This window comes from Kitasatospora sp. NPDC097691, assembly GCF_040302665.1.
GTDB lineage: Bacteria > Actinomycetota > Actinomycetes > Streptomycetales > Streptomycetaceae > Kitasatospora.
Genome location: NZ_JBEORY010000027.1, coordinates 39376 through 55708, shown reverse-complemented (window position 1 = coordinate 55708; position 16333 = coordinate 39376). Strand labels below are relative to the sequence as shown.

Here is a 16333-nt window from a genome sequence, read left to right as displayed (position 1 = left end):
TTCGCGCCCGAGGTGCCGTCACTCCTTGTACGGGCCCGGCTCCCAGGCGTGCCCGCCGATCGGGTAGACGAACAGCGGCCGGCCCTTCAGCGCGCTGGTGCGGAACGGCGTGCCGTGGCCGAGATCGACGGGCAGCGTGCCCTTGCGGTTGCCGCTGGACCATTCCAGTTCCAGGTACCAGCTCACGTCGTGGGAGACGGTCTCGGCATTGACCTGGATGACCTCCGGGTCGGTCTCGCTCACCTTGACCGGCAGGCCGGTGCTGCCCTCGCTGACGACCGGTCGGGGGCGGGGCGCGTCGAGGTCGAGGTCGTAGGACTGCTTGTCCACTCCCCCGCCGCAGCCCTCGCCCATGGAGTAGGCGTTCCAGGCGAGGGGGGCCGCGATCCGGGTGACCCGGACGTTGAGGGCCGTCAGCACGACGGTGTCCTTGCCGGTGCCCTGCACGGTCAGCTCGATCGACTGGTAGCGGCCGGGAACGGCGCCGACCTGGGCCGTCCAGGCCGGCACGTCCGCGATGGCGGGCGGTCGGGGGACCTCGGACGGCGGCCGGTTCACGACGTACCGGTCGCAGGCGGTGGTCCATCCGGCCGGGTGGACCGCGACGGTGATCGGGGCGCTCGTGCTCGTGTCCGTCCCTCCGTTGCCGGCTGCGGCGAGGGGTGGGGAGGACTGGGGGGACGGGGAGAGCGAGGAGAGCGGGGAGGACGGGGAGGACGGGGCGTCGTGGACGCCCGGAGCCGGGGATCCGACGGACGACCTGGCGTCCGTGGCCCGGGCGGGGCCGGTGTCGCCGCCCGCTTGTGAGCCCAGGCCGGTGGCGACGACCCCGACGGTCGCCAGGACCACGGTGGCCGTCACCGCCGCGAGGGCGCCCCGGCGTCGGGCACGGCGCTGGGGCGGCACCACGGGGGCGCGGTCCGGGTCGGCGGAGGCGTCAGCGGCAGCTCCCGTGTCCGGTGTCGCTTCCGGTGTCGCTTCTGCTTCCGGTTCCGGTTCCGGGGACGCAGGTGCCGCAGGTGCCGCAGGTGCCGCAGGTGCCGCAGGTGTGGCCGGAACAGCCGGTGCCGTCGGAGCAGCCGGCGGCGCCATCGGTTCGGGTGCGGCCGGCGGCTTGTTCCCCCGCGTCGCGCGGGCGACGATCCACAGCCGGTGCAGCTCGATGCGTTCCTCCGGAGTCGCCTCGCACAGCCGCGCGAAGTGTTCCAGCGGGGCGAACTCCAGCGGCGTCACATCGCCGTTGCAGTAGCGGTGGAGGGCCGACGTGCTCAGGTGCAGCCGCTTCGCCAGCGCGCCGTAACTGAGCCCCGACCGGTTCTTCAGCTCCTGCAGCAGCTGCGCGACCTCGCTCGTCTCCCTCAACTCCCCGATCCCCTCCGGCGCTGTTCCGCCACCCGCGCGTGAGCCCTCCGAGCTGACACGAGCTGACGCGGGCTTCGGCTGACAAGCACGCCGCACGCCGTCCCCGCGGTTCCGCAGTCCCGTGAACGCGTCCCAGGGAGGTTACATCTTCCCAGGTCACAGCGGGTACGACCGTCCCCGCGTCCCTGATCGCACGCTTACCGTTGTGGCTGGGACGAACCGTCGGACAGGCTTTCGGTGAACACCGAGAGGGAGCAACCGTGAGCACTGTTCAGGCGGCCCGCGCCGCGATACGCACCACCGACCGTTTCCACCGTGGTGCGTTGGCACTGACGATGGGTGGGGTCCTGCTGCTGACCGCCGCCTGCAGCGACGGCCAGGGCAAGGGCGGCGACGCAGCCTCGACGGCGGGAGCCGCCGCCTCCGACGGGTCGGCGGCCCCGGCGGCGCCGAAGACGTCGGCCGCCGTGCTGGACGTCCAGCCGAAGGACGGGGCCCAGGGCGTCGCGCCGAACGCGCTCCAGGTCTCCGTCTCCCAGGGCAAGCTCACCGCGGTCGACGTGACCGACAAGAACGGCAAGCCGGTCCAGGGCTCGATCACCCCGGACGGCACCGGCTGGAAGCCCGCCGCCGCGCTCGCACCCGGCACGGCGTACACGGTGAACGCCCGGGCGGCGGACGCCGCCGGCCTCGTGGCCGCGTCCACCACGGCCTTCACCACGCTCACGCCCGGCAAGCAGGTGTCGACCAACGACAACATCGGCGACGGCCAGACCTACGGGGTGGGCATGATCGTCAAGGTGGACTTCAGCACGAAGATCGTGAACAAGGACGCCGTCGCCAAGGCGATCACCTTCGAGACGGACAACGGCACCGAGGTGAAGGGCCACTGGTTCGGCGACGACCGGCTGGACTTCCGCCCGGCCGAGTACTGGAAGCCGGGCACCAAGGTCACCATCCACTACCGGCTGAAGAACGTCGAGGTCGCCCCGGGCGTCTGGGGCGATGTCGACAAGGACGAGCCGTTCACCATCGGCCGCTCCCAGGTCTCCACCGCGGACGCCGCCGCGCACCAGCTCACGATCGTCCGGGACGGCAAGTCCACCACCGTGCCCGCCACGCTCGGGGACGACAAGCACGCGTCGTGGGGCGGCACCATGGTGATCATGTCCAAGGAGAAGGTCGCCCACATGAACTCCCAGACCGTCGGCCTGGGCAACGAGTACGACATCCCGGCCGTCCCGCACGCGATGCGGCTGACCAGGAGCGGCACCTACCTCCACGGCAACTACTGGTACAAGGGCGACCCGTTCGGCAAGGCGAACACCAGCCACGGCTGTGTCGCGCTCAAGGACGTGGAGGGCGGCAGCGACACCTCCGCCGCAGGGGCGTTCTTCAACAGCTCGCTGATCGGGGACGTCGTCACGGTCGTGAACTCGAAGGAGAAGACCGTCGCCCCCGACAACGGCCTCGGCGGCTGGAACCTCCCCTGGGCGAGCTGGTAGGGCGCAGCCGCTCCGAACCGTTCCGCCCGCCGGGTCGGTGACGGTCGGTCGCGGCCGGCGGTCAGCTGTGATCGGCGGCCAGGCGTGGCCGGCGGCCAGGCGCGGCCGCCGGTCAGTCGTGGTCGCCGGCGAAGGGCCCCTCGTCGACGAAGCGGCGCAGGAGGCGCCCGAAGGCCCGGGCGTCGTCCTGCGGCCAGGTGGCGAGGGCGTCCTCGATGCCGGCGGCGAGCCGCTGCCTCGTCGCCTCGATGACGGCGCGGCCGTCGTCGGTGAGGGCGAGCAGGGTGGCGCGGCCGTCGGCCGGGTCGGGGCGGCGCTGGAGCAGGCCGGCCTGTTCCAGGCGGTCGGCGCGGCGGGTGACGGTGGTGCGGTCGAGTCCGATCTCGCGGCCGAGGTCGGCGGCGCTGCACGCGCCGGTGCGGGCCAGGCCGCTGAGGACGGGGTAGGTGAGGTCGTCGATCGCCTCCCCCAGCCCCTCGGTCAGGCGGGTGTAGAGGCGGGCGCGGGTGCTGCGCCGCAGGAGCAGCCCGAGGGCGTCGGCGATGTCGTGTCCGGTCGATTGCGTCACCCCTCCAGATTAGCGTGCGCGGCACACGCTTTTCCGCTACAGTCATAAGCGTGCTTCAGGCACGCATCTCCGCTCGATCCGCAGCGGAACGCTCCCGCACGCAACCGGAGGAATCCCCGTGACCCACACCGACGTCCGCGCCGCCCTCACCGACCTGCTCCTCACCCCGGGCCTCGACCTGGACGAGGCCGCCGACCGGCACTTCGCCCCCGACTACCGCCAGCGCACCGACGGCGAGTGGGCCGACCGCACCGAGTTCCTCACCCACATCGCCCACCTGCGCACCGTCGTCGCCGACGGCACCGTCGAGGTCCACGACGAGCTCGCGGTCGGCGACCGCTACGCCGACCGCCACACCATGACCGTCGTCAAGACCGACGGATCCACCGTCCGCATGGAGGTCTACCTCTTCGGCGAGTTCGCCCCCGACGGCCGCTTCCGCCGCATCGAGGAGACCACCCTCATGCTCGAAGGCACCGACGGCGACCGGAACCTCGGCAGCGCCCGCTGAGCCGCCCCGCCCTCCTCGGTGCGCCTACCGGTCGTCACGGCCGACGAGCACACCGTGGAGGGCGCCACGCCCACGCCGTGGCCGTCACCGCCCGGACAGCCAGGGCACCACAGCACCTTGGGGCCCCGGGGCCGGCCGTCAACGAAGCATCGTCCTGAGAAGCACGTCCCGCCGCCGAAATGATCACTTCCCGGAAAACCTCCTCGTGTCGGGCGGGATCGGCCCGATATGGTCATGCGCGGGCCGGTCGAGCGTGGGGTACGGGGGCGGAGATGGCGGGAATCCGGGTCGTGGCCTGTCTGCCCGCGGCTGCGCGGGATGACCTCGTCACGGCGCTCGGGCAGGCATTGGCACCGTTCGAGATGTACGCCAACCCGCAGTGGCGGTCCATCTGGGACTGGTGGGCGATCCGCGGAGGCAGTGACGGCAGCGGATTCTCGGCACGCCCCGGGTTCCACGACAGCACGGAGCTGATCCACGACGACCCCCGCCATGACGGCACATCACTTCCGAGCCTGCCCGGGATGTGCGCGGGCGGGCCACGGGGGCTACTGGACCTGAGCGACTTCCGCGCACTCTCGAAGCGGGTGACGACCATCCGAGCCCGAGCGGGTGATCCCTGGGATCTGTGGCACCGCCTCGCCCCCGAACATCCACCGATGCTGCCGTGGTCGACGTTCCGCGCCCGTCACCTGGAGGATCCGCGGGGCTATCCGACGGAGCGGATGTGGGCCGACTACACGACACAGCCGCTGCTTCAGGCCTTCGTCGCGGATCCGTTCAGCCAGATCCCCGAGCTCGGTGACATCTCGTGGCTGAACCACCAGATCGGCCTCGTCGCCGCACTCGACGGTGACCGGACGGACTTCGTGCGCCGGGTGACCGCCCGCATCCGGCAACCCGACCTTCTCACGCTCGACGGCTGGTGGATCGAGGACGGAGTTTCGCCCGTCCACGCCCTCTGCGAGGACGGGGAGACCTGCCCACACATGGATGACGGGTGGCACTACCAAGACGACATCGGCGGGTACCTGGACGCGCTTGCCGACGACGTCCTGCTGATCAAGCTCAAGTGCCATGGGTGACCGACCCCTGCCGGTCGCACCGACGGGGCAGGACCGCCCGGCCTCGGACGGCTGACAGCGCTACGGCCACCGCTCGTCGTCGAGCTCGCGGTCGGCACACCGTCCGGGGCGACGGTTCCCCGGTGCCGGATCGGCCCGACCACTCGAACGAGTGGCGGTGAATCGTTCACTCCTACGGCGTTCGTGTGAACGCGGGGATGAAGGGCCTCCGGCGCGGCAATGGAGCCTCGCGACGCATCAGCCGTACGGGAGGTCTTCGTGAAACGCAATCACGCCATCGCCGTCTCGGTCGCAGCGGCGCTCGCCGCCGGATCGGGCATCGCCTACGCGCAGCAGGCCGAGCCCGCTCGGGTCGCCGCCGATCCGATCGAGATCCACGTGGTGGGCGGCTACGTCGTCCTGCAGCCGGGGCAGGAGGCCACGGTCAGGACCGGTCGGTGTCCCTCCGGTGAGCTGGCCGTCAGCGGCGGCGCGTCCGCGGGTGGCGGTCCCGGCGCGTTCACCCTGACCGCCACCACCCCGTGGTGGGACCAGGGCCCCAGGGGGTGGTTCGTCGGCGGGCGGAACAACGGCTCGGAGCCGATCAACATGTACGCGTACGGGTTCTGCACCGCAGCCACGATGCCGAACCCCCTCGCCGTGGGCCAGGACGGTCTCCTGCCCATGCTCCCCCCTGGCCCCGACGCCCTCCCGGGCCGGGCGACGCCCGGGGAATGAAGGGTGCAGCCGCGCCGGCCGGCCCACCGCCGGCCGGACCTGCCGGTTCCGAGTCGCAGGGGTAGCCGGGTCCCGGGTCAAGGAATGCCGGCCGGATCCGGCAGCAGACGCAGCGTCAGAACGGCGACACCGCCTGCGTCTGGTCCCGCGCGGGGGTGAGCCGCCCCCTGGCGCTACCGCCACCGCCGAAGTAGAGTACTGCTTCATTATGAAGCACGTATATAATTCTGGTCTGGCCCACGACGCCGACGGCTTCCGCTACGACCCCGGCGTCAGGGACTCCATGCAGGCGTTCGCGGCGGGCGGCGACACCTTCGCGCTGGAGACCGCCGCAGCCATCCGGTCGGCCTCGCAGGCGGTCGACCGGCTGCGTTCGCAAGGTGCGGAGGGACGCGGGCTGAGCGCGGGGGCGCTCGACGTCCTCGCGCGACTGAGTGCGGCCACGGACGAGGGGCTGAGCATCGGCGAACTGGCCCGCGCGGCGGGGGTGAGTTCCCGCAACGTCACCGGCCTGGTCGACACGCTTGAGCGTGACGGGCTGGCGCAGCGGGTCCAGGACCAGCGCGACCGCCGGTCGGTACGAGCCAGGATCACACCGGCCGGCCGCGACTGGCTGGACTCCTTCCGGCAGCCGACTCAGCGCGCCATGTCCGCCGTCTTCCGGGACTTCACCGAGGACGAACTCGCCCGGTTCCGCGACCTGTGCCTGCGTGTGGTCGAGAACCAGCAACGCATCGACCAGTACCTGCACACGGCCGGGCCCGACCAGCCGACTCCCTGAACCGACGACGACGGAGCACCGCATGACCACCGATACAGCCGACTCGGCGCCGACTCAGCCGACTCGGCCACCGCAGCCGCCCGACGTACGGTCAGGGCCTACCACGAGGCAAGGTTCCGTGGAGACGTCACCACGGCCGCGGCCCGGATCGGCGAGGGCTTCCGCTTCTGCAGCCCGTTCATCACCTCCGACAGCCCGACCGGCCACCTCGACGGCCTGGACGGGCTCCTGAGTGTCGTCACCGGCGTGGAGCTGATCAGCGAGCTGTACGGCGAGACCGAGGCCACCCTGGTGTACGACGTCCACACCGCCCCTGCCGTCGGCATCACCCAGCACACGGCCGAGCACTTCCGGCTCCGCGACGGCCGGATCACCTCGATCACGCTCGTCTTCGACTCCGCCCCGTGGCAGGCCGTCATGGCCGCCGCCGGCCCGACCCGCGACGAGGCCGCCACCGGGGCGTGACCGGCCGCGGGTGGGCGTCGCACGAGGGCGTTTGTCGACTGCGCCGACTGCGCCGCCGAGGACGGCCTCGCCAGTCAGGGGCCGGAGTCCGCCGAAGGCGCTGAGCATCGAGGCGACGGTGGAGGCCGGGCCTGCGGTGTTCAGCGGGTCCTGCCGGCTCGGACCAATCTCGATGACCTTGGCCCACGTCCCGGTGAGCACCGGGTCGGCGCTGGGCGCGATGGGCGTCAGGACCGCGCCCGGCAGGTGGGCGAGCAGCAAGCGCTGGAACGCCCGTACACGCCCCGGCTGCCCACCGGGTTCTGACCACGAGGTCAGGGCACGCGCCCCGGACGCGAGGGAACCGGGCCGGAGGCCGCCGCCCCCCCGGCCGGGGGATCACAGGCGGGCGTGGGTGCCGATGTCGGTGTGGAAGTCCTCGATCATGGCGGCCGTGACCGTCGGGCGGCTGGCGCCGATCGCGGCGAGGTGGTCGGCGGTGGTCGCCCTCTTCACCTGCACGGCGAAGTAGTGGCCGGTCCGTCGACCTCCCCGCGTCACGTTGATGAAGAGATCTTCGCCGTGGTCGTTGCCGCCGTCGATCTCCTGCACGATGTGCTCGTGATCCTCAAGCAGCGTGCGGACGGCGTTGACGCCCGCCCTCTCAATGCGGCGGCTGGGACGAATGGTCGCCACGACTCTCCTTCTCGCACTTGGCCCAACGAACGATAGCGATAGCCACTGACACACATGGCGCGTCCCCAGAGAAACTGGCTGCGTGATGACGTGGGCCGGCTTGCTTTGACGGAAAATCGTTCGTGCGCTCGGTTCCTCGTCCAGGTACGCCTACACCGGCTCGCACAGGGTGACGCTACGGTCATCAGTACGTCCAGGACGTCCCGGCGCCCCGGTACTCCTCCACGGGGATCGGGTGGACGCCCTGGCGCATCCGGTCGGTGTACAGCAGGCCGTCGAGGTGGTCGATCTCATGGGCGATGAGGCGAGCCAGGCCAAACTCGTAGGTCACCGTGGTGACGGTGCCATCGAGAACAGCGGCAGTGACATCCATTCGCAGCGGCCGCGGGACCATGCCGCGAACGTCGAAGAAGCTCAAGCAGCCCTCGTACTGCTCATCCGTCTCGTCCGAGACGGCGGTGACCTTGGGGTTGAGCAGGATGATCGGGTCGGCGCCGGCCGTCGGCGGCAGCACGATGGCGGCGGCCCGCGGGATGCCGATCTGCGGGGCGGCGATGCCCATGCCCTTCGCGAAGGAGTGAACGCGTCCGATTCGCTCAATGGCGCCGAACAGCTCGTCGATCACAGCCTGAGCGGCGGCGGCTTCCGCTGGCAGATCGAACGGCTAGGCGGGCCGATTGAGGATGGGGGTGCCCTGCTGGATGACGCCGAGCGACTGCATCTGCTGGCTGGGCCGCACGAGGGTCACCTGATCTCCTGGGTCTGCTGCGGGTTGGGGCAGCGGCGCGGAAGCGCCACTTGAGGCGGTAGCGGGGGTGCAGCGGTTCAGGCGCCGAGCGTGCCGACAGCTCCGTCGAGGATCACCTTGCGGTGCTGCCAGGCGAGCTGAAGCAGTGCCGCCCCGGCCGGCTGCATCGGTTCGCGACTGGTCAGGCGCTCGATCTGATCGGCGGTGAAGGGAATCCCCACGGCCTGCCCGGTGCCGTCTTCGAGCTGCACCCGGTGGCCTTCGTCGTTGGTCGAGACGATCCGCGCGAAGGTGGCGTCGAACAGCTCGGCGTCGAATACCGCGACGGTCAGCATGTCGGTGACGAACGTGAGCGGGTCCATGCCCAGCCCCAGCCAGTACACCCGCAGCGTCCCAGCTACTCGGGCTGCGCTCAGGGCCTGATTGAACGGCCAGGCGTCGTAGGCGATGGGGGCGGTGTCGCTGCCGTAGTCCTCGCTGCTGCCGAGCAGTTCCTCGCTCAGCTCGCGGGCGATCGCCCGCCACAGGTCGAAGTCGTTGGCCTCGTTCCATGGCGCGTCGTGGGAGGCCTGGAACATCCCCACCGGCATGACCTGGAAGAGCCCGCCGCCGCTCGCGACCTTGGCCGGGTCGCGCCAGTGTAGGACGAACTCGGCTGACCCCGTCCGTCGGTCATAGCGGATGGCGAGCGTGCTGACAGCTGTCATGACCGGTCGGCGATCGAGGTCTGTCGGGTCGTCGATGACAGCCCGAAACGGCGTGGCGCCCGGGTCCGTCACAGGTTGGCCGGACGCGGCCAGGGCTGCGGCAGCGTACTCGTGAGCTGCGGCTTCACAGACGTTGATGACGTCGAAGTAGTGACCGCGGCCGAAGGTCAGCGTTGGCTCAGCCGCGTCTTCCGCCACCTCCAGCAGCCGGTAGCAGCCGCGGTTCTCGAACAACCGCGGCTTGGCCAGGTTGCGGACAGCGTCGGCGTAGAAGGTGTACGGGGTGCCGTCGGTCCGCCGGGCGCGGGTGGCGTCCAGCTCCGCGCCGCTGCCGTCGATCGGGGCCGGAGGCGTTTGCTCCTGCCACCGCAACCTGACCTGCTCCAGGGGCACTGGTGTCTCGGGAATCCAGTGTTTGCGCGCCAGCACCCGCCCACCGGGAGCGAACTCATGGGCGGGCCGACCAGCCATGGCCGTCTGGGTCAGCTCAAACCGACTGCGGTTCAAGTAGTCCCGGACCTGTCGCCACGCGGCCTGACTCGCTTCCGACGTGATGGCCGACTCCGGACGGGGGGTGGTGGACACTGCGCTCCTTCGAGGGTACGGCGGCTTGTCAGCGGCCTACGAGCCGAGCAACAAGGCGCGGTGCTTCCAGGCCAAAGCCAAGCATGCCGCGCCCGGAGGAGCCATGGGTTCGCTCGTCAGGAACCGAGTGATGTTCTGCTCGGTGAACGGGATCCCGGCGGTGGTGTCTTGACCATTCCAGCGGGTGACCGTCACGCCTTCGGCGTTGGTCTGCACCACCTCGCCGAACAGCTCGTCGAAGACGTCGTCGGCGATGACCATGGCGCTGGGGATCGTGGCGGCCAGCGTCAAGGCGTCGCAGCCGACCCCGAAGCAGTACGCCCGCAAGCGCCCTGCCGCACGAGCTCGTTGGAGCGACCGGTACAAGGGCCAGCGCTCGTAGTCCAGCGGCCGGCTGCCAGAGCCGTCGTACTCCGGTGCGCCCAGGAGCTCCTCGTTCAGCTCGCGGACAATGTTGCGCCACAGGTCGAAGTCGGGGCCGGCAGGATCACCCATGACCGTGCTGGGCTGGAACTCGCCGGCAGGGATGGTGTCGTACAGGCCCCCGGCGGTCGCGACCTTGCCAGGGTCGCGCCAGTGGAGCAGGAACGTGGCCTCGCCGGACGGCCGGACGCGAAGCAGCAGCGTGGTGATGGCCGGCACCACGGCCCGCAGGTCCAGATCAAACGGGTCGTTGATCAGCCGGCGCAGCGGGAGCGCGCCCCAACTCACCGCCGACTCGGTGCACTGGGCGGCCGCCGCAAACTCGTGCCCAATGGCTTCGGAGACGTCGAGCTTGTCGAAGTAGGTGGCCAGGCCGAAGGACAACTCTCCGCTGCCGTCCGCCCTCCATTCGATGCCGGTTAGCCGGTAACTGGGGCGGTTCTCGAACAGGGACGGGGCGGCGATGTAGCGCACGGCCTGGGTGTAGCGGTCGAAGCGGCGGCTGGGTGCGCGCAGCGGCAGGGCCTGGCCAGCCTCGGGCTCGCTGCCATCGAACAGCGGGAGCTTGGGACTGCCGGTCCACGTCAGCCGAACCTGGTCAAGCAACACTGGTTCGGGTGGACACCACAGGGCCGTGGTCAGCAGTGGCGCGCTCGCCAGACGCGCGTTCGCTGGGTAGAGCTGGCTCGCAACGGCCGCCAGTTGGGCGCGGTGGGTGTTGAGGTATCGGCGGGTGGTCCGCCAGGCGGCCTGGCTGCGGTGCACGTCGGGCGAAACAGCCCGCCGTTCGTCGTCAACCGTCCCTGCCTGCACCTGCGGCGCGGGCAGGGCCTCCGGCAAGCTGAACCACAGCCACCCGGCCGGCATCCCCAGAACACGAGCGTAGTGGACCAGGTTGACCAGGTCAGTCACCGGTGGTCCGGTCTCAATGCGGCTGATCTGCGCCTGAGTTAGCCCCAGCCACTGGCCGAGCAGGCTCTGAGGGACGCCCCGCGGACCGTGACGTCCTGTGTGGTGTGAGTGGGCGCGGTAATGGCGCAACACGCGTCCCATGTGGCGGGCTGCGAAGGCGTCGCGCAGGGGCTCGGTGTTCCAGAACTCGGCCGTCACAACGGGTGGCTGAGGAGCCGGGGTTGACCGGCCCAGGGACTGGCACGGCGAACACAGATGGCCTGCGTGATCGGCCGCGAGCCGGGCTCCGCACCGGTGACACTGCCGCACCGCTGCTGTGTTCGCCGTCGCCACTGTCGGCCGCCCGATCCCCGCCATGTCGGTCCCGAAGTCACTCTTGACCAGCAGTATATGAACCATTGCGGACCGTGTCCGCCGATCCATACATCCCGTGTATATGAGGCACCTCCTTTCGACATGGCCCTACCCGGATGCTCCCGACCAAAGTTGTTCCGCTCACCACGGACGCGGTCGCGATGCCGTGGGTGAGCCCAGCTCCCTCCTGCCGTCTCAGGGAGGCACCCCCGTGCCCATGCCACTTAGCTCCAGGCTCTGCCAGCTTGCGCTGGCCGACACCCCCAACTCCGTGCCGTGGGCCCGGCAGCACGTGGTTGACGTGCTTCGCCCCCCCGAGCACATCGACACCGCCGAGTTGCTGGTGTCCGAGCTGACCACCAACACGGCATCTTCTTGGTCGCCGCCATGAGCACGCGCTGGGGTCACTACTACCCCCAGCTGGCGGACGGCAAGGTCGTCTGGGTCGCGCCGGTGTTGTGGCCCGGACCCTTGTTGGGTGCGGGGCTGTAGATGATCACTGCGGTCGCCGCGCCGGTAACCCGGGTTCGCCTGACACAGCCGGGCTACCTCTGCCACTTCGAGCTGACCCGCGCCAGCGGCGAGCTCGTCGTGGGTGGCCGCCCGCGGCACGCCGTGCCGGAGACACCGGGCCAGGCCGTGCGGTGGCTGCGCCGGGCGGCTCGTCGGCTGGCCCCGGTGCTGGATCAGACGGTGGCACCGCTTGTCGCCGCGTGGCTGGACGACGCCCCCGGCTACCACCTGGCTGTTGGAGGACTGCGGCGAGGCGAGGCCTTCCTGCTCGCGGTGTCCTCGCCCGGCCTGATCTTTCGGCTTGAAGCCCGACCGGTGATGCGGCTGAAGGTGAAGGTGCAGCCGCTCCACCAGATCCAACCCTCTGGGCCCACCCCACCCGTCCCACACCGTCGCCGCGGTGACTTCGCCGGCGTCGACGCGCGCATCCGACCTGACCACCAGAAATGAGGGTCCCCTTGAGCATGTGCACTGCCCGTCCCGCCTCACCCGCGGCTGACCGGCTTCAGGAAGCCCTGCGCACCAACTGGCACCACGCGCGGACCACCGCTGCCGAGCTGGACCGGCTGCTCGTCTCGCCGCCGGCCTTGCGGACCTACCTCGAACAGCGCCTCGCCGGCGCCGCCGGCCGGATCCGCGTCACCGGCACGCTGGACCGGCGACTGGTCCTCATCGAGCGGCCGGACAATCGCTGGCTGGCAGCCGACCTGTCGGGCCTGGCCCACGATTCGCGGCAGTGGCCGGCCTGGACGAACGGCCACGTCGAGGTGGAAGCGCCGGAGAGCTGGCTGTCGCTGGCCAGGCTGGACGACCACGCCAGCGAGCGGTTCAGCCGGCCTCACCTGCTGCTGGCAGCGCTGTACCACCCGGAGTACTTCCCGCTGCCCCGGTTTCCCCTGGGCATCTCCGATGTCGCTCGGGCCGCCCGGTCGACGCTCATCGGCGAGGTGACGTTGGCCGACATGCAGCTGGGCGTCACGTTGCCGGACCTGGTCCGCCGCGTTGGCGATGAGCCGCCGGACATCTTGGGGATCTCGGCCACCTTTGGTCAGCACGACCTCATGACCGAGCTGTTGGACGCCGCCTTCTCCCTGCCAGAGCCACCGCTGGTGGTGGCTGGCGGCAGCCTGACCGCCCGCAACGAGAGCCTGCTGCTGGAGCAGTACCCGCAGCTGCTCATCGCCCGCGGGGCCGGTGAGGCGACCATCCAGCAGGTGCTGGCCTTCTGGCATGGCGACGTCGGCCGCGAACAGATCCCGGGGCTGGGCTACAACGGCGGCGCGCGCGGTGCCGGCACCCTGACCATCCGGCGGCATACGGCTAGGCCGGTCACCAGTGCTCAGAGCGACATCTTGCCCGAGCTCGACCTGCTGCCGGCGACCTTCGCCCACCGCGGTGTCGCCCAACTGGAAGCCTCTCGGGGCTGCACCAACTTCTGTTCCTTCTGCCCCCGCGGGCACAAGGGCCAGTGGTCGGGCGCGGGCCCGGACGGCTTCCCCTGGATCCTGGCCGAGATGGGCCGGGTGTTCGACCAACACCCGACCATCTCCCGGACGCTCTACCTGGTGGACGAGGAGTTCATCGGGCGGGGCCAGGACGCCGTGCCGCGGGCGCTGGCGATGGCCGACACCCTTCATGCGGCCGGGTTCACCTGGGAGACCAGCTGCCGCATCGACCAGGTGACCCGGCCCGACCACGACCGTGACTGGCACCACCAGCGGGCGGCCATGTGGCGCGGGCTGGTCGAGCGGGGTTTACGCCGCTGCTTGTTCGGCGTCGAGTCGGGCGTCGACTCGGTCCTGGAGCGGTTCAACAAGGAGACGCTGGGCGAGCAGAACGCCGTGGCCATCCGCACGCTGTCCGCACTCGGGGTACCGACCCGGTTCACCTACATCACCTTCGACCAGCTCATGACGTTCGAGGAGTTGGAGGCGACGTACGCCTACCAGGGCCGCACCGACCTGTTGCTGCAGCCGCTGCCCGAGGTGCCGGTGGCTGAGATCGTGGCCGGTGTACAAGATCCGGACTGGGTAGCTGCTCACAGCACCGGCCGCCCGTTTCACTCAGGCATCTCCTACATGCTCGTCTCAATGGAGTGCCTGATCGGGGCGGCCTACACCAAGCGCGTTCAGGCCGCCGGGCTCACCGGCGACGCTCAGCCGTCCATGGGCCGGGTCGACGCCCGCTTCGCCGACTGGCGCATCGGGGTGGCCAGTCGCTGGGCGCAGCTGTGGGTAGACCGCAACTTCGCGCTCGACTACATGTTCAAGTCGCTGGAGAAGATCCTGGACGGCGAGCCGCGCCGGGCCGTGCGGGCCGCCCGGGTGGTGCTCAAAGACGCCGCCTACACCGTCTTCGGGCACATGATCGGAGCCATTGCGGCGACGCCGGCCGCCGTGGAGCAGACCGAGCACCTGGATGCGCAGCTGCGCCGCACGCTGGACGCCGAGCTGGCCGTCCTGACCGACCGCATGGGCGGCGTGGCCCGCGAGGTCAGCCGGGCCCTGCCCGCCGATCACCAGCAGCTGCTGCGCCGTGAGTACGGCCGCTGGACCCAGACCGACGGCTGGCGGTCGATTAACGCCGCCGACCCCTGTGGCACATGATGAGGAGCCGCGTGGAACAGCGACGGTTGCCCGGCCTGAACCGGGAAGTCTCCGCCCTGGGGGCGGGGTGCTGGACAATTGGCGGCCTGGCGATCAACCGGGGCGTCCCGATCGGCTGGGCGGGGGTGGACGCCGACGCGGCCTTCGCCGGTCTGGTTCGGGCCCACGACCTCGGCGTCACCTTGTACGACACGGCCGACGTCTACGGCCTCGGCCGATCGGAGCGGCTGGTCGGCCGCCTGCTCGGGGAGGTCAACCGCAGCCGACTGACGATCTCCAGCAAGGTTGGCTACTTCGCCGGCACGGCGGCCCACCCCTACCAGGCGGCTCAGATCCGGCGGCAGTTCGAGACCACCCTGGACAACCTGGGTACCGACTACCTGGACATCTACTTCCTGCACGTCAGCGACTTCGGGCCGGGCGACCGGTACCTGGAGGAAGCAGTTGAGACGGTCCAGCAGCTCAAGCGCCGCGGTCTGATCCGCGCCATTGGGATGCGGGCACCGCACGAGTTCGCCCGCGAGTGGGCGACGGACCTTGGCCACCCGCGGGCGGCGGAAGCCGCCCGCTTCCTGACGCTCTTGGCCCGGGTCCAGCCCGACGTCCTGACCGCCCGCTACAACCTGCTGAGTCCGATTTACGCGCCCGATGAGACGGACATCTTCGACCTGGCCCGCGACCGGGGCATCGGGATGCTGGTCAAGCAGGTACTCGGCAAAGGCCTGCTCATCGGTACCCATGATCCACTGGCGGCGCCCAGCTTCCCGTCAGGCGACCACCGCGGCCAGGACCACCGCTTTACGGCCCCCGCCCTCCAGGCCATCCAGTCGGGCTTGAGCGTCCTACGGCAGCGCTTTGGCCCCACGCGCGCTGATCTGACCCGGGTGGCGCTGCGGTACGCGCTCCAGCGCGACCCGGCGGTGGCTGTCCTGGTGGGCTTTCGCACTTCCCAACAGATCACGAGCAACCTCACCTGTCTGGGTGAGCCCTTGAGTTCGGACGACATTGGCGCGATTGGGCTCACCATGTCGTCCGTCCGGGACATGCTTACCGCGTCCCGACCCGCCAACCCCAACTCCCAACAGGAGCACAGCGCATGAAGTACATCGAAGTCGAGCAGAAGTTCCAGCTGCTCAGCTCGCCGGAGGACCTCAAGGCCACCCTGACGGCCCGCGGGGCCAAGTCGGGCGCGGCCTCCCGTCAGGTCGACACCTACTACAACGCCCCGCACCGGGACTTCCTGGCGGGCTCGGTCATCTCCGAGTGGCTGCGGGTCCGAATCGAGGACGAGGCGGCCTCGCTGAACTTCAAGCGGTGGTACCCGCTGGAGGAGCCGGTCAAGACGCACTGCGACGAGTTCGAGACGACCGTCGCCGACGCCGAGGCGGTCACGCGCCTCCTGGGGGCGCTCGACTTCACCCACCTGACCACGGTCGACAAGGTGCGCGAGGAGTGGATCGTGGACGGCGTCGCGGTGGCGTTCGACAACGTCGCCGGCCTGGGCGAGTTCATCGAGTTCGAGTTCAAGGGCGAGGCCGACACCATCCAGGAGGCCACGACCAAGATCGAGGAGTTCATCGCCGGGCTGGGCATCCAGCTGGGTGACCGAATCCACGCCGGTTACCCGCACCTGACGCTGGGGATTGCGTCGGCGAGCGCCTGACCGGCGGCTGGTCCGGGCAGGTGCCTGCCTGCCCGGACCAGCCAAACCATGAATCGGCCCGGCGGCGCAGGCGGCGTTCGGCCAGGTCGGGCAGCATGAGGCGTCGGCGGACTTGGACCGCGGAAGCAGTGCGCGTGCCGCCGGTGGAGAGAG

The 16333-nt window shown here is 70.4% G+C and carries 16 protein-coding genes; 10 read left to right on the top strand and 6 right to left on the bottom strand.

Annotated elements, in window-relative coordinates; translation table 11 throughout:
* Positions 1 to 18 precede the first annotated feature (18 nt).
* Entirely contained in the window at positions 19 to 1362 is a 1344-nt protein-coding gene (locus tag ABTY56_RS20425; protein WP_350630345.1) for a helix-turn-helix domain-containing protein, read from the bottom strand.
* Positions 1363 to 1622: 260 nt separating this feature from the next.
* On the opposite strand from ABTY56_RS20425, the gene ABTY56_RS20420 reads away from it, so the two are divergent.
* The gene (locus ABTY56_RS20420) at positions 1623 to 2867 is read left to right on the top strand and encodes a L,D-transpeptidase (RefSeq protein ID WP_350630344.1); all 1245 of its coding nucleotides are present in this window, start codon (positions 1623 to 1625) and stop codon (positions 2865 to 2867) included.
* A gap of 112 nt (positions 2868 to 2979) precedes the next feature.
* Here ABTY56_RS20420 and ABTY56_RS20415 read toward each other — a convergent pair whose 3' ends face one another.
* Positions 2980 to 3435, bottom strand: coding sequence for a MarR family winged helix-turn-helix transcriptional regulator (locus ABTY56_RS20415; protein WP_350630343.1), 456 nt, complete (start codon positions 3433 to 3435; stop codon positions 2980 to 2982).
* 118 nt (positions 3436 to 3553) lie between these two features.
* Between ABTY56_RS20415 and ABTY56_RS20410 the strand changes: the two genes are divergently transcribed.
* The 5 genes from ABTY56_RS20410 to ABTY56_RS20390 all read left to right on the top strand — a co-directional run bounded on the left by ABTY56_RS20410 (position 3554) and on the right by ABTY56_RS20390 (position 6994).
* Positions 3554 to 3946, top strand: coding sequence for a nuclear transport factor 2 family protein (locus tag ABTY56_RS20410; RefSeq protein ID WP_350630342.1), 393 nt, complete (start codon positions 3554 to 3556; stop codon positions 3944 to 3946).
* A 272-nt stretch (positions 3947 to 4218) separates the two neighbouring features.
* Positions 4219 to 5031, top strand: a complete 813-nt coding sequence (locus ABTY56_RS20405) for a hypothetical protein (protein WP_350630341.1) — start codon at positions 4219 to 4221, stop codon at positions 5029 to 5031.
* A 258-nt stretch (positions 5032 to 5289) separates the two neighbouring features.
* Positions 5290 to 5748, top strand: coding sequence for a hypothetical protein (locus tag ABTY56_RS20400; protein ID WP_350630340.1), 459 nt, complete (start codon positions 5290 to 5292; stop codon positions 5746 to 5748).
* Between the two features lie 208 nt (positions 5749 to 5956).
* Complete coding sequence (locus tag ABTY56_RS20395; protein ID WP_350630339.1) at positions 5957 to 6529, top strand: MarR family winged helix-turn-helix transcriptional regulator; 573 nt, start codon at positions 5957 to 5959, stop codon at positions 6527 to 6529.
* Between the two features lie 246 nt (positions 6530 to 6775).
* Positions 6776 to 6994 (top strand): nuclear transport factor 2-like protein, encoded by a 219-nt coding sequence (locus ABTY56_RS20390; protein WP_350630338.1) that lies wholly within the window; start codon positions 6776 to 6778, stop codon positions 6992 to 6994.
* A 378-nt stretch (positions 6995 to 7372) separates the two neighbouring features.
* On the opposite strand, the gene ABTY56_RS20385 is transcribed toward ABTY56_RS20390, so the two are convergent.
* From ABTY56_RS20385 to ABTY56_RS20370, 4 genes are all read right to left on the bottom strand, one after another.
* Complete coding sequence (locus ABTY56_RS20385; RefSeq protein ID WP_350630337.1) at positions 7373 to 7669, bottom strand: DUF4365 domain-containing protein; 297 nt, start codon at positions 7667 to 7669, stop codon at positions 7373 to 7375.
* A 184-nt stretch (positions 7670 to 7853) separates the two neighbouring features.
* Positions 7854 to 8294 carry a peptide deformylase gene (locus ABTY56_RS20380; RefSeq protein ID WP_350630336.1) on the bottom strand — a complete coding sequence of 147 codons (441 nt, stop codon included), beginning with the start codon at positions 8292 to 8294 and terminating at the stop codon, positions 7854 to 7856.
* A 200-nt stretch (positions 8295 to 8494) separates the two neighbouring features.
* Entirely contained in the window at positions 8495 to 9709 is a 1215-nt protein-coding gene (locus tag ABTY56_RS20375) for a hypothetical protein (protein ID WP_350630335.1), read from the bottom strand.
* Positions 9710 to 9745: 36 nt separating this feature from the next.
* Complete coding sequence (locus ABTY56_RS20370) at positions 9746 to 11242, bottom strand: helix-turn-helix domain-containing protein (RefSeq protein WP_350630334.1); 1497 nt, start codon at positions 11240 to 11242, stop codon at positions 9746 to 9748.
* 648 nt (positions 11243 to 11890) lie between these two features.
* Between ABTY56_RS20370 and ABTY56_RS20365 the strand changes: the two genes are divergently transcribed.
* From ABTY56_RS20365 to cyaB, 4 genes are read left to right on the top strand one after another with little or no spacing between them, the layout of a single operon-like run.
* Positions 11891 to 12361, top strand: coding sequence for a hypothetical protein (locus ABTY56_RS20365; protein WP_350630333.1), 471 nt, complete (start codon positions 11891 to 11893; stop codon positions 12359 to 12361).
* 14 nt (positions 12362 to 12375) lie between these two features.
* On the top strand, positions 12376 to 14517 hold the full coding sequence (locus ABTY56_RS20360; protein WP_350630383.1) for a B12-binding domain-containing radical SAM protein: 2142 nt from the start codon (positions 12376 to 12378) through the stop codon (positions 14515 to 14517).
* An 11-nt stretch (positions 14518 to 14528) separates the two neighbouring features.
* Positions 14529 to 15617 (top strand): aldo/keto reductase, encoded by a 1089-nt coding sequence (locus tag ABTY56_RS20355; RefSeq protein WP_350630332.1) that lies wholly within the window; start codon positions 14529 to 14531, stop codon positions 15615 to 15617.
* Positions 15614 to 16180, top strand: coding sequence for a class IV adenylate cyclase (cyaB, locus tag ABTY56_RS20350; RefSeq protein ID WP_350630331.1), 567 nt, complete (start codon positions 15614 to 15616; stop codon positions 16178 to 16180). The genes ABTY56_RS20355 and cyaB overlap by 4 nt, the downstream gene beginning before the upstream one ends.
* Positions 16181 to 16333: the final 153 nt, after the last annotated feature.

What these genes read in the sequence shown, in the direction of transcription:
- ABTY56_RS20360 (WP_350630383.1), top strand. Translation starts at nt 12,376, where the DNA reads ATGTGCACTGCCCGTCCCGCCTCACCCGCGGCTGACCGGCTTCAGGAA.
- ABTY56_RS20405 (WP_350630341.1), top strand. Translation starts at nt 4,219, where the DNA reads ATGGCGGGAATCCGGGTCGTGGCCTGTCTGCCCGCGGCTGCGCGGGAT.
- cyaB (WP_350630331.1), top strand. Translation starts at nt 15,614, where the DNA reads ATGAAGTACATCGAAGTCGAGCAGAAGTTCCAGCTGCTCAGCTCGCCG.
- ABTY56_RS20365 (WP_350630333.1), top strand. Translation starts at nt 11,891, where the DNA reads ATGATCACTGCGGTCGCCGCGCCGGTAACCCGGGTTCGCCTGACACAG.
- ABTY56_RS20395 (WP_350630339.1), top strand. Translation starts at nt 5,957, where the DNA reads ATGAAGCACGTATATAATTCTGGTCTGGCCCACGACGCCGACGGCTTC.